Genomic DNA, 13,191 nt, shown 5'->3' with positions numbered 1-13,191 from the left:
GAAAGAAGAAGTTGTGGGGTAATCATTTCTGGCAACGTGGTTACTTTGTGGATTCGGTAGGAGCGAATGAGGAAATAATTAGGCGATACGTGCGGCATCAAGACAGACAAGAGAAGGAAGAGGCCGAGCGTCAATTACAATTGAACGTTGATTAATAAATAAGCCCCCTTATAGGGGGCCAATCAAAGCCACCTTCTATGAAGGTGGATTCTTTACTGGGGAGTCTTTAGTGCGCCCAGGGCATGATGCGCCGGGTGAACCTGTCGGCGTTACCTAGCTTGATCGCAGCCTGATGTCGCATGCGATACAAGGCCTGATAGCAGAGTGGCACCAGATAGAGACTGGTAAGCGTCGAGAAGCACAAGCCGCCAATGATGGCGATCGCCATAGGCGAATAGGGTGGGCCACCACCACCAATCTGGGTATCACCCATGGCCAGTGGGATAAGGCCCAGCACTGTGGTACCCACAGTCATGAGTACGGGACGCAGACGTGTGATACACACGGCCTCTATGGTGGCCGACAGGCGATCCAGCTCGGGTGTCTTCTGGTTGATCTGGTCGACTAACACTATGCCGTTGTTCACCACGATACCCATCAAGATCAGAATCCCTATCATCGCCATGATCGACATATTGGTGCCCGTCAGCAGCAGCGCCCAGAACACCCCAGTGATGGAGAAGAGGATAGAGGTGATGATGGCCGTTGGCAGCAGCAGTGATTCGAACAGGGCGGCCATGACGATATAGATCATGGCGATGGCCAAGATCATGTTAGTTGCCATGATGGCCTGATCTTCATCCTGACGCTGGAATCCACCGCGTAGCGAGTAACCATAGCCTGCGGGGAACTGCACCGCATCCATCACTTGGGTGATTGCTTTTTGGGCCTCTTCCGTGGTCATCTCATCCAGGTTGGCGCCGATTGAGAGCGCGGTCTGACGATCATAGTGACGGATAGTATCGAAGCGCGGACGAATCGAGATCTCGGCCAGACTCTGCAGGGTATAGACGCGATTGTCCTGACGCACTATGGGCAACTCTTTCAGTCTTTCGAGCGACTCACGCCACTGTTTATCGTAGGCCAGCTCGATACGCAGCTCACCGCTGGGATCGTGTCTGAAGGAGCGCAGCGGCGATCCCCGCAGGGCCATGGACACGCTGCGGGCAAGCTCACTCAGGCTGAGATCCAGTCTCGCCGCCATGGTGCGGTCGAGCTCGATGATCACCTCCTGCTGTGTGCTGTTAAGCTCAGAGCGCACATCGATGAGGCCATCTATTTTAGAGAGTAGAGGTACAACTTGCTCACTGATGGTGATCAGTTCGCTAGTGGAGCGGCCCGTGAGGGTGACGCGTATGCCGTTGTTGTCGTTACCCCAGCCAAATTGTGGCTTGGCGATGGAGAACTTGGGGAACCCGTCGCGGATCTTGCGCTTAAGCGCCTTGATATCTATGTCGGCATCTTCCTGCAGCAGCAGGGTCGACTGACCTCTGTCGGCCGAGAAGTAGCTGTAGACAGAATCGATATAGAACTCCTCTTTATTGGCGTAGAGGTAATCTTCCATGTGGTTGATCATCGCCTCGGTGACGTCCAGGCTGTGACGCCCCTCCACCTGATAGTTGATGTAGAGACGGTTGTTGCCCTCGCCGTCGCTTTGATCTTGTTGGACCATGCTCAGCGGTAGCGCCGTCGAGGCCAGGATGATCACGGCAATCAGCCCTGAGCGTTTGGGTCTGTGTAAGATCCACGCCAGGCTGCGCTCGTAGAAAGACTCGAGCTTGCTCTGCTTTGGGTTGGTGTCGATGTCAAAATGCAGCTTAGTTAACATCAAGGGGATTAATGTTTTCGCCACTAACAGCGATGCTGCCAGCGAGATACAGATGGCAATGGCCACATGCTCCAGGAAGATGGTCAGCTCTACCTTGACGCCGAAGATATTAGGCAGAAACACAATGGCCGTGGTGAGTGTGCCGGCCAGTACTGCCAGGGCAACCTTATTCACCCCTGTGAGTACGGCTTCGGATGTCGAGGCCTTGCCTTGATGCTGTTTCTCCTGCAGCACGCTCTCACTGACCACCACCGCATTGTCGATCAGCATACCCACCGCCAGCAGTAGCCCCATCATGGAGAGAATGTTCAGGCTGTAACCTAAGAAATACATGCCCGCCAGTGTCATACACAGGGAGATGGGCACAGAAGAGACCACAACCAGGGTCATCTTAAGGTTGCGCAAAAACAGATAGAGCACGGCAAAGGAAAGCAGGGCGCCGATAAGACCGGCCGCCAGCAGATCCGATAGCGAGGATTTCACCCCATAGGCCTGATCTTCCATGATGAACAGCTTGATGCCATTGAACTGCTGATCTTGTTTGGCCGCCTCGATCACCTTGAGCACACGCTCAGAGACATCCACCAGGTTGGCACCAGACTCTTTGAACACATCCAGGCCAACGGCGTACTTTTGATCTAAGTGTCGACCGTCTAGGCGCTCGGGCTGGGCATAGCGAATACTGGCGATTTCGCCCAGGGTGACGCCAGGGGTGAGCACTAGGGCAGAGATATCGTCGAGATCGCGAAACTCACCCTTTGGCGATACCTGATACACTCGGGTGTTGGCCCTGAGTGTCCCCGCGCTGACGATAAAGTTCTCCTGTCCCAGTCTCTGCTGCAGCATGGCACTGCTTATTCCTGTGGCACTGAGCTTATCGGCATCGATTCTGATCTCTATCTGTTTCTGCTCGACGCCATACAGGCTCACCTGAGAGACACCTTCGACTCTCTCTAACGGCTTCTTCAGCTGTTTATCCAGCAGATCGAAGGCGCCAGAGAGCTCTCGTTCACTTGAGATACGTATGGTCAGCACCGGCATGTCGGCGGTCGAGAACTGACGGATAAAGACGCGTTCGACATCTTTAGGCAGTAGGTGGCGCACCGCATCCACCTTTTCCCTGGCCTCCAGGCTCTTGGTGGAGACATTCTCGCCCCACTTCATTCTGAGTTCGATCTCTGCGCCGTTTTGCGACGAGCGGGATCTCAACTCCTCGATCCCCCCCATGGTGGCGAGGGACTCTTCTAGGACGTTGGTGATCTCACGTTCGACTTCAGCAGGGGTAGAGCCCTTGTAGGGGACTTCAATCAACACCTGGGGCATCTCGATGCCGGGAAACATCTCCAGCGGTAGCAGGCGACTCGAGGCCAGACCAAAGAGCAGTATGGCCACGAAGAACATGCTGGTGGTCACGGGTCTGGCAAGGGCTAATCGGGTGATATTCATGCTGATTCTCCCTCTTGAGCCACTTCGGCCGGCGCGTCAAAGGCCTTGCGATCGAACAGGGCGTATAGCGCCGGGATCACCACTAGTGTCAGCAGGGTGGCCAGTGACAGACCGAAGATAACGGTGATCGCCATGGGCGCGCGTACTTCGCTGCCATCGCCTAAGCCCAGTGCCATTGGCGCCAGACCCAGAGCCGTCGTCATAGTGGTCATGACGATAGGGCGCAGACGTGACTTGGCGGCCTCTTCGATGGCGCTGAGTTTTTCGATGCCTTGCTGACGGAGCTGATTGATGCGATCGACCAGGACGATGGCGTTGTTAACGACGATACCCGCCAGCATGATAAGCCCGATGAAGACCACCACACTCAGGTGGGTCTGAGTAATGAACAGGCCAAAGATGCTACCACCTACCGCCATAGGCACGGCGATAAGAATAAGCAGCGGATGTACCAGGGACTCGAACTGACTCGCCATCACCAGGTACACCAGGAAGACGGCCAAGATCAGCGCGATCTGTAGCGACTGGAACGAGTGCTCCATCTCTTCATTTTGGCCGCCGAAGCGTACCTGAATCGAGCTAGGCAGGTTCTGTTGATCTATGATGCTTCTCGCCTCCAGCACGGCGTCGTTAAGATCGCCATAGGCGAGGTTAGCCGACACGATAGCCACGCGTTGCTGGCTGATACGGTTGATCGCTGATGGTCCCAGGTTTAGCGAGACATCGGCTACCGCGCTCAGCGGGATAGGCTGATTGCTGTTGGGGTTGATGATCATCGAATCGATATCGCTTATCTGGTCGCGCTCCTCGAGTTCGCTGCGCACCAGGATGTCGATCTTTCTGTCGCGTACCGTGTATTGGCTGGCCACAGTGCCACCGATGCGCTGGGCGATGCGGTTAGCGACGGTTGGCGCGTCCATGCCCAACGCGGCGAGACGAGCATGATCGAAGCGGATGCTAAGCTCTGGCTGGCCATCACGCAGGCTGGTGTTGAGGTCGGCGAAACGATCCGAGTCCGACAGGGCGCTGATGAGGTTATCCGCGGTCTGTTTTAGCTGGGTTAGATCATAACCAATCACTTCAATCTCCAGCGGTGTCTTGAAGCTAAACAGCTCTGGATGTTGGATCTTAGCCTCCAGCTCAGGGATACGCATAGCCGTGGTGCGCAGCACATGGGTGACTGCATCGAAGGCTTGATGATCGGCAAGCACCACCTGCAGACGGCCCCAGTTTTCGCCGCCGCGCGAGGTATCTGAGGTCATCAGACCGCCGCTACCGGCTTGGCTGTAGGCATGTTTAACATCCTCTCTGTCCTTGATGGACAACGCCAGCTTCTGCAGGACTCTGTCTGTCTCACTCACCTCTGTGCCCGGTGGCAACAAGACCTCGACATAAAACTCACCCTGGTTCATGGGGGGAATTAGCTCCATGCCCAGTTTTGGCACTAGGCTCATGGTGCCCACAGTGAGAGTGAGGGCGATGGCCATTGTTAGCCAGCTGAATTTCAGCGCCTGGCGCAGCAGCTTGTGATAAACACTCTCGAGCAAATTATAGAACCAGTTAAATGCCGCGCTGATAGGGCGCATCACCAGGCCTGCAAGCCAGGAGAATGCGCGGCTAAGCATCAATACCAGCGTCAGCAGTAGTGATGGTAAGTAGCTAAACAGCAGCACGAAGGGGAAAGAGCAGACGGTGGCGCCATAGTGTTTTACCTTGGCAAACTTAGTGTCGAGAACCGGCTTTTCGCGTTTCTGCACCAGATGCGGCAGAGACTTAAAGCCTTCGCGCGATGCCAGCATAGGAATCGTGGTCAGCGCAACCAGCAGCGAGGCGAGTAGGGCAAAGGTCACTGTTAAGGCTTGGTCAGAGAAGAGGGCGCCGGCAACACCGTCGACAAATACCAGTGGCACAAATACCGCCAGCGTCGTCATGGTGGAGGCGAAGATAGCCCCAGCCACCTCTTTAGTGCCTGTCACCGCGGCGTCGAGCTTGTTCATGCCTAGCTTGCGGCAGCGGTCGATGTTTTCCAGCACCACGATGGCATTATCTACCAAAAGGCCCACCGCCAACGCGATACCGCCCAGCGACATGATGTTGAGACTGATGTCGGCGAAATACATCATGTTAAAGGTGGCGATAACCGAAAACGGAATCGAGATGGAGATGATAAGGGTCGGCACTATGTCCCTGAGGAACAGGTAGATCACCAGCATAGACAGCAGACTACCTATCAGCGCCGCCGAGGTCACCTCGCTCACGGCGCTCTCGATAAACTCTGACTGGTCATAGATCACCTTAAGCTCCGCCTTCTCGTTGAGCTTCTTCAGGGCATCGAGCTTATCGGTGACTTTGCGGGCCACGGCAACCGTGTTGGCATCACCCTCCTTATAGATGGCCAGCTCGATAGACTCGGCCGAGCCGATACGGGTGATGTCGTTGCGCTCCTTATGGGCGTCGATGATGTCGGCCACCTCGAACAGGCGTACCAGAGTCTGGTTATCGCGATAGACGATGATCTGACCCAATTCATCTAAGGAGTTGAACTGGTTGAGGGTACGAACCAGGTACTCTTTCTCGCCCTGTACTACCTTACCGGCAGAGAGGTTGATATTTTCGGCAGCGATACGCTCGCGGATCTTGTCGGCGTTCAGATTAAGCTGAGTTAGCTTCTCCTGATTGAGCTGAATATGCACCTCTTGCTCCAGACCGCCCGAGAGTCTGACGGCGGCGACACCGCTGAGTGACTCCAGCTGACGCTTAAGCTCCTCCTCGGCAAAGGTGCGCATCTGCTTGAGTGACTGATCATCGGCGTCGGGTAGGGAGAGCGCCAGACGCACGATTGGGTCTAAGTTAGGGTTAAAGCGCAGCAAGAGTGGCTTCTTCACATCAAGTGGCAGCTCTATGGTATCTAGCTTTTCCCTGACCTCTAGGCTGGCCATATCCATGTCTGTGCCCCATTCAAATTCGAGCACCACATCAGACATGCCTGAGCGGGAGATGGAGCTAATCTTGCGCAGCCCCTTAACGATACCGGCGGCTTCTTCGATAGGCTTAGAGACCAGCTGTTCTACCTCTACCGGCGCTGCGCCTTCATATTGGGTGCGTATGGTGATGGTGGGATAGCTGAGATCCGGCAGCAGTTTCACCGCCAGGCGAGAGAAGCCCACCATGCCAAACAGGATCACCGCCAGCATAAACATCCACACGGATACCGGCCGTTTAACGGAAGTATTAATAATCGACATAAGCTAAGTTCCCGTTATTGTTGTGCGCGAGCAACGTCTAGTTGGCTGATCACTTCAACTAACGACTGATCTTTCAGGTTTTGTTGACCGCGGATCACTATCTGCTCGCCCGGCTCTAGCCCTGAGACCACCTCAACGGTATCGGCCTCGCGATAACCCAGGGCGACTTCGCGGCGCAGGGCATTCTCACCCTGCACGACATACAGGGCGTATTGGTTGTCCTGATTGACTACGGCGTTGTAGGGCACAGTGATCACATTGCTGTGGGTGTCGTATCGCAACTCTACGCGAGTAAACATACCCGCCTTAAGCTGTGCGTTTTGGTTGGGAACCGATAGAGTGACCTTAAAGGTACCGCTTTGGGGATCCACTATGGGGCTGATCCGCAGCACCTTGGCATGTATGGTTTCTTTGGTATGCTTGTTGGCATAAAGCTCCGCCTCTTGGCCTAAACGCAGGCTTTGCAGCTGCGCCTCTGGCAGGTGCACTATGCCGTATAGCTCGTCTTGATTGACCACATAGAATAGCTGCTCAAACTCTTTAGCCATGTTGCCGGCCTTTACGTAGCGCTTGGCGACTACACCGTCGATAGGGGAGCGTACCATGCTCTCCTGAACCTGAAGTGCGGCAAGGTCGCGCTTGGCAATGGCGGCTTGTAGGTTATATTCGAGTTTGGCCATGGAGTCGGCGCTGATGAACTCTTTATTGCTCATCTTCTTCAAACGGTTGAGCTCCTGCTCGATGATCTCCACTTCGGCCTGCGAACGGGCCAGATCGTAGCGTTGGCGCTTGGCATCGATAACCGCTAACAGCTGTCCCTTGGTGACGCGATCGCCCTCTTCTACCTTAATGGATTCGATAAGCCCGGCAATGCGGCTGACCACGTCGGCTTCTTGAGGGGCTTCCAGGGTAGCTGTAGTGCTATAAAAAGAGGAGACATCACCTTGTATGACGGTCGTGGTTTCAACGGGGACGGCGTACTTTTCTTCTTCTTTCTTTGTTTCCTCATTACCACATGCACTGAGTACGGCAACAAAAAGTAGGGGGAGTGCCAACTTAAACTTTGAAAAAGATTCCATGTGAGGATACCTATGTTATTTATCCAATTAGCCTTAGTAAGCACAAGATGTGCCAAAATGTTAAATCCATTTATATCAATTTCTTACGTTAAAACCTGCCAGGGTGCGGTGAGTTTGTTAACTGGTTTGTAGCGAAAATGTTTAACATGTGATGCTTTTGACTAATCTACAGTTAAGACCTATTGCCAAGGTCAGTGCAAATTGGATTTGATACAAAATGTATCTCAAGTGTTAACCCTATCTTGCATGGCGACGATGACACAAACCAAAGGACGCACGGGAGTCAGTCGTCGATAAAACTCAAGGCACCAAATTTTAGTCATTTAACTTTAGTCATATAACTTTAGTCATATAAAGTGGGGGTTTAACACTCGTCATATAAGCATCGGCGTTTAAGGCCAGGTATAAAAGGTCAGCGATAGAAGGGCCGGCATCAGAAGGCGCGGAAGTCAGGACGATGTGGGATGAAAGGGGAGAAGAAGGAGGGATGAAGGTGCCAAGCGGGCCGAGCGGGATACGGGATGAAAGAGAGGCATAAAAAAAAGCACCCCTAGGGATGCTTTTTAAGATTAGGCCGCAGTGATTAACGCTGGTCCAGTTTGACGAAGTCACGTTCTGCTGAACCTGTGTAGAGCTGGCGTGGACGGCTGATCTTGTGACCAGGCTGATCCAGCATCTCTTTCCAGTGAGCAATCCAACCAACGGTACGCGCAAGGGCGAACAGTACGGTGAACATGCTTGTTGGAATGCCGATAGCCTTCATGATGATGCCTGAGTAGAAATCGACGTTTGGATAGAGCTTCTTCGATACGAAGTACTCATCTTCCAGTGCGATACGCTCAAGTTCCATCGCGACATCCAGTAGTGGGTCATTAACCTTAAGCTCTGCAAGTACTTCGTGACAGGTTTCGCGCATCACCTTGGCGCGAGGGTCGAAGTTCTTGTAGACGCGGTGACCGAAGCCCATCAGACGGAAAGGATCTTCCTTATCTTTAGCACGAGCGATGAACTCAGGAATACGATCGACAGTACCGATCTCTTCCAGCATGTTCAGGCAAGCTTCGTTAGCGCCGCCGTGTGCAGGGCCCCATAGTGAAGCTATACCCGCTGCGATACATGCAAATGGGTTGGCACCCGATGAACCGGCTAGACGCACGGTAGAAGTCGAGGCGTTTTGCTCGTGATCTGCGTGCAGAATAAAGATACGGTCCATGGCGCGCTCAATGATTGGGTTAACCTTGTACTCTTCACAAGGTACCGCAAACATCATGCTGAGGAAGTTGCCCGCATAGCTTAGGTCGTTACGTGGGTAAACAAATGGCTGACCAATTGAATACTTGTAACACATGGCGGCGATAGTCGGCATCTTAGAGACTAAACGGAACGCCGCAATTTCGCGGTGATGTTCGTCGTTAACGTCAAGAGAGTCTTGGTAGAATGCAGACAATGCGCCTGTCACACCACATAGCATGGCCATTGGGTGAGCGTCACGGCGGAAACCACGGAAGAACGAAGCCAGTTGCTCGTTAACCATAGTGTGAGTCTTAACCGTGTAAACAAATTTGTCGTATTGAGCCTTGTTAGGTAACTCACCGTAAAGCAGTAGATAACAAAGATCTAAATAGTCTGAATCGACGGCAAGTTCGTCGATCGCGTAACCACGGTGTAAAAGTATACCTTGGGCGCCATCAATGTAAGTGATAGCTGATTCGCAGGATGCTGTCGCTAGGAATCCTGGGTCAAATGTAAAATGACCTTTGCTACCGAGTTTGCTGATGTCGATAACATCAAATCCCGCCGTTCCTTTCTTGATTGGCAGGTCAATCGAATCGTTCCCTGGTAGTTCCAATTTGGCTATATTATCAGCCATACCCCGTTCTCCTTACTTCATTCTTATGTGAGTGCGGCTTTGTCAAACGCCAATACTTTACAGTGAATCTAGATCACATTTCAATTTAAATAAGCGTTTAAATTCGTTAGACCATGGTCTTAATTTGACGTAAGTGCCCGCCAATACAGTGACTTGGCAGATTTTTTTACCAAAAAAACAAAATTTGCATAATGTGATGTTTGTATTTGACATTTGTGGGGCGTATACTTGCTTCGGCTCGAAAGAGCTGCAAACAAACCAATTCGAAGACCATTATTTACATACTTATTTAGTGATTTTTGAATTAGTTAACTGTTTGTTTCAACTTTCCTTTTGAGGCGAGAGGAGGTGGTAAGTTTGCTTGCTGGTCAAATTTCGTTCGAAAGAGGTTCAATAACAAAAATAATGCTCAATGGAGCAGAGTGAGCAGAACGTGAAAAAGCAAAGACCTGTCCATCTAGATCTGCAGACCATTCGCTTTCCTGCAACAGCGATTGCGTCAATCCTACACCGTGTCTCCGGTGTCATCATGCTGTTTGCCGTCGGCATTCTTATCTGGATGTTGAGTGAATCACTCGCATCTGCTGAGAGTTTCGCAGGCATTCAATCTCTATTTGATACCTTTATCGTTAAGTTCGTTGTCTGGGGAATTCTGACCGCACTGGGTTACCACCTGATTGTTGGCGTACGCCATCTGATTATGGATACCGGTCGTTGGGAAGAGTTGGAATCGGGTAACGCTTCAGCGAAAGCCGCCTTCGTTATTGCTGCGGCATGGTCAATCATTGCGGGGATTTGGGTATGGTAACAAATGCAGCGAGTCTTGGACGCAGTGGCGTTCATGATTTTATTCTTCTTCGTGCTAGTGCCGTGATCCTTACTTGTTACACCATTTTCTTAGTAGGATTCATCGCAGCTAGTTCGCCTCTCACTTATGACGTATGGCACGGTTTGTTCAGTGCTTTGCCGATGAAAGTGTTTACGCTTCTTGCCCTGGTGGCCATCCTGGTTCACGCCTGGATCGGTATCTGGCAGGTGCTTACCGACTATGTTAAGCCGGTAGCCCTTCGTGGCGTACTCCAATTCGTCTTCGTCGTAGCAGCACTTTCTTACCTGGCTGCTGGCATTGTTATTGTGTGGGGTGTTTAAGTGAGTATTCCAGTACGTGAGTTTGATGCAGTCGTCATTGGCGCCGGTGGCGCGGGTATGCGAGCTGCACTACAGATTTCTAAAGAAGGTAAGAGCTGCGCGCTGTTATCTAAAGTATTCCCAACCCGTTCTCATACGGTTTCGGCCCAGGGGGGTATTACCGTCGCCCTAGGCAACGCCCATGAAGACCATTGGGAACAACACATGTACGATACCGTTAAGGGGTCCGATTTCATCGGCGACCAAGACGCGATCGAATTTATGTGTCAAACCGGTCCTGAAGCCATTATCGAGCTAGAGCATATGGGTCTGCCATTCTCTCGTTTCGAAAACGGTAAAATTTATCAGCGTCCTTTCGGCGGCCAATCGAAAAACTTCGGTGGCGAGCAGGCGGCACGTACCGCTGCGGCGGCTGACCGTACCGGTCACGCCTTGCTGCACTGCCTATACCAGCAGAACGTTAAGCATAAGACTGAAGTCTTCTCTGAGTGGTATGCACTGGATTTAGTGAAGAACGAAGACGGCGCCATCGTAGGTTGTACTGCAATCGAAATCGAAACCGGCGAGATCGTTTACTTCAAGTCTAAGGCCACTATTCTGGCTACTGGTGGTGCGGGTCGTATTTACGCCTCTACTACCAACGCCCACATCAATACCGGTGACGGTGTTGGTATGGCGATGCGCGCTGGCGTGCAGATGCAAGACATGGAGATGTGGCAGTTCCACCCAACCGGTATCGCCGGCGCGGGTGTACTGGTTACCGAAGGTTGTCGTGGTGAAGGCGGATACCTGCTGAACAAAGATGGCGAGCGCTTCATGGAGCGTTATGCGCCAAACGCGAAAGACCTGGCATCACGTGACGTGGTAGCACGTTCTATGATGACCGAGATCCGTGAAGGTCGCGGCCTTGACGGCCCACTAGGCCCTCACTGTCTACTTAAGCTAGATCACTTAGGTAAAGAGACCCTGGAAGCACGTCTACCAGGCGTTTGCGAACTGTCTCGTACCTTCGCGCACATCGATCCGGCTGACGGTCCAATCCCTGTACTGCCAACCTGTCACTACATGATGGGTGGTCTGCCTGCTAAGGTTAGCGGTCAGGTGATCCGTAAGAACGAAGATGGCAGCGAAAGCGATGTGGTTGGTCTGTTTGCCGTGGGTGAGATTGCCTGTGTATCGGTACACGGTGCGAACCGCCTAGGTGGTAACTCACTACTCGACCTCGTGGTCTTCGGCCGCGCAGCTGGTCAGCACCTGGGTAAGGCGCTGGATGAGACTGCAACACCGAAAGATGCGAGCGATGCAGATATTGCTAAGTCACTTGAGCGTCTTAATCGTTGGGAAAGCAACAAAGACGGTGAAGACCCTGCGCAGATCCGTAAAGATCTTCAGCTTTGTATGCAGCTTAACTTCTCGGTATTCCGTACCGGTGAGGCGATGGCAGAAGGCCTCGAAGAGCTTAAGGCGATTCGTGAGCGTCTGGCTAATGCCAAGCTGTCTGACAACTCGAAAGAGTTCAATACTCAGCGTATCGAGTGTCTAGAGCTAGACAACCTGATGGCGACAGCGATTGCAACGGCCTACGCGGCGAACTTCCGTCAAGAGAGTCGTGGTGCGCATTCACGTGAAGACTTCCTCGAGCGTGATGATGAGAACTGGTTATGCCACAGCCTATTCAATCCTGAGACTGAGCAGATGACCAAGCGTGCGGTGAACATGGAGCCTAAGCTTCGTGAAGCCTTCCCGCCGATCAAGCGTACCTACTAAGGAAGATAAGATGAATTTGAAGATTGCTATTTATCGCTATAATCCTGAAGTAGACGCAAAGCCTTACATGAAGGATTACACGCTGGAAGTGGCAGAAGGTACCGATATGATGGTGCTGGATGTCCTGATGCAGCTAAAGATACAAGACCCAACGTTGGCGTTCCGTCGCTCATGCCGTGAAGGTGTATGTGGTAGTGATGGCGTTAACATGAACGGTAAGAACGGTCTGGCCTGTATCACGCCTATTTCTACCTTCAAGGGTAAGAAGCTGGAGATACGTCCACTACCTGGTATGCCTGTGGTTCGCGACCTGATTGTTGACCTGACTCAGTTCTACAAGCAGTACGAGAAGATCAAGCCATACCTGATCAACGATGACAAGACACCAGCCCGTGAACACCTGCAATCGCCAGAAGAGCGTGCGCACCTGGACGGTCTGTATGAATGTATCATGTGTGCTTGTTGTTCGACGGCTTGTCCATCATTCTGGTGGAACCCAGACAAGTTCGTCGGTCCAAGCGGCCTGTTGCACGCCTATCGTTTCCTTATCGATAGCCGTGACACCGCGACCGAAGAGCGTCTGTCTGAGCTCGATGATGCTTACAGCGTATTCCGTTGCCATGGCATCATGAACTGTGTTGACGTTTGTCCAAAAGGACTCAACCCGACTAAAGCAATTGGACACATCAAGTCTATGTTGCTTAAGCGAGCTGTATAAATGCAACACACTGAGCTGATTTTAATAATTATATAGCTCATTGAGAGTCACTTCTCCCATGTGAGAAGTGGCTCTTTTATGTAATGGAA

The 13,191-nt window shown here is 52.3% G+C and carries 9 protein-coding genes; 5 read left to right on the top strand and 4 right to left on the bottom strand.

From position 1 onward, the window contains the following. A partial coding sequence (locus L1D47_RS06955) for a transposase (protein ID WP_239883442.1) occupies positions 1-155 on the top strand: 155 nt, incomplete at its 5' end. Positions 156-226: 71 nt separating this feature from the next. On the opposite strand, the gene L1D47_RS06950 is transcribed toward L1D47_RS06955, so the two are convergent. The 4 genes from L1D47_RS06950 to L1D47_RS06935 form a co-directional block, all read right to left on the bottom strand. Then, positions 227-3,274 carry an efflux RND transporter permease subunit gene (locus tag L1D47_RS06950; RefSeq protein WP_239883438.1) on the bottom strand — a complete coding sequence of 1,016 codons (3,048 nt, stop codon included), beginning with the start codon at positions 3,272-3,274 and terminating at the stop codon, positions 227-229. Next, positions 3,271-6,519 carry an efflux RND transporter permease subunit gene (locus L1D47_RS06945; protein ID WP_239883435.1) on the bottom strand — a complete coding sequence of 1,083 codons (3,249 nt, stop codon included), beginning with the start codon at positions 6,517-6,519 and terminating at the stop codon, positions 3,271-3,273. The genes L1D47_RS06950 and L1D47_RS06945 overlap by 4 nt, the downstream gene beginning before the upstream one ends. 14 nt (positions 6,520-6,533) lie before the next feature. Beyond that, complete coding sequence (locus L1D47_RS06940) at positions 6,534-7,598, bottom strand: efflux RND transporter periplasmic adaptor subunit (protein ID WP_041511552.1); 1,065 nt, start codon at positions 7,596-7,598, stop codon at positions 6,534-6,536. 583 nt (positions 7,599-8,181) lie between these two features. Next, positions 8,182-9,468: a citrate synthase gene (locus tag L1D47_RS06935; protein WP_041511551.1), complete on the bottom strand. Its 1,287-nt coding sequence runs from the start codon at positions 9,466-9,468 to the stop codon at positions 8,182-8,184. Between the two features lie 412 nt (positions 9,469-9,880). On the opposite strand from L1D47_RS06935, the gene sdhC reads away from it, so the two are divergent. Genes sdhC through L1D47_RS06915 form a run of 4 tightly spaced genes read left to right on the top strand, consistent with a single transcriptional unit; the run spans position 9,881 to position 13,102 of the window. After that, positions 9,881-10,276 carry a succinate dehydrogenase cytochrome b556 subunit gene (gene sdhC, locus L1D47_RS06930; protein WP_041511550.1) on the top strand — a complete coding sequence of 132 codons (396 nt, stop codon included), beginning with the start codon at positions 9,881-9,883 and terminating at the stop codon, positions 10,274-10,276. Continuing rightward, positions 10,270-10,617, top strand: a complete 348-nt coding sequence (sdhD, locus tag L1D47_RS06925) for a succinate dehydrogenase, hydrophobic membrane anchor protein (protein ID WP_041511549.1) — start codon at positions 10,270-10,272, stop codon at positions 10,615-10,617. The genes sdhC and sdhD overlap by 7 nt, the downstream gene beginning before the upstream one ends. After that, entirely contained in the window at positions 10,618-12,384 is a 1,767-nt protein-coding gene (gene sdhA / locus L1D47_RS06920; RefSeq protein WP_041511548.1) for a succinate dehydrogenase flavoprotein subunit, read from the top strand. It begins immediately after the preceding gene. A gap of 10 nt (positions 12,385-12,394) precedes the next feature. Next, on the top strand, positions 12,395-13,102 hold the full coding sequence (locus L1D47_RS06915) for a succinate dehydrogenase iron-sulfur subunit (RefSeq protein ID WP_041511547.1): 708 nt from the start codon (positions 12,395-12,397) through the stop codon (positions 13,100-13,102). Positions 13,103-13,191: the final 89 nt, after the last annotated feature.

The sequence above is a fragment of the Shewanella sp. Isolate7 genome (assembly GCF_022398425.1).
Lineage (GTDB): Bacteria > Pseudomonadota > Gammaproteobacteria > Enterobacterales > Shewanellaceae > Shewanella.
The sequence above is the reverse complement of the archived record's forward strand: the minus strand, read 5'-3'. Positions and strand labels throughout refer to the sequence as shown.

Coding starts and splice junctions, on each gene's coding strand:
- L1D47_RS06950 (WP_239883438.1), bottom strand. CDS start 3,274: ATGAATATCACCCGATTAGCCCTTGCCAGACCCGTGACCACCAGCATG.
- L1D47_RS06945 (WP_239883435.1), bottom strand. CDS start 6,519: ATGTCGATTATTAATACTTCCGTTAAACGGCCGGTATCCGTGTGGATG.
- L1D47_RS06940 (WP_041511552.1), bottom strand. CDS start 7,598: ATGGAATCTTTTTCAAAGTTTAAGTTGGCACTCCCCCTACTTTTTGTT.
- L1D47_RS06935 (WP_041511551.1), bottom strand. CDS start 9,468: ATGGCTGATAATATAGCCAAATTGGAACTACCAGGGAACGATTCGATT.
- sdhC (WP_041511550.1), top strand. CDS start 9,881: ATGGAGCAGAGTGAGCAGAACGTGAAAAAGCAAAGACCTGTCCATCTA.
- sdhD (WP_041511549.1), top strand. CDS start 10,270: ATGGTAACAAATGCAGCGAGTCTTGGACGCAGTGGCGTTCATGATTTT.
- L1D47_RS06915 (WP_041511547.1), top strand. CDS start 12,395: ATGAATTTGAAGATTGCTATTTATCGCTATAATCCTGAAGTAGACGCA.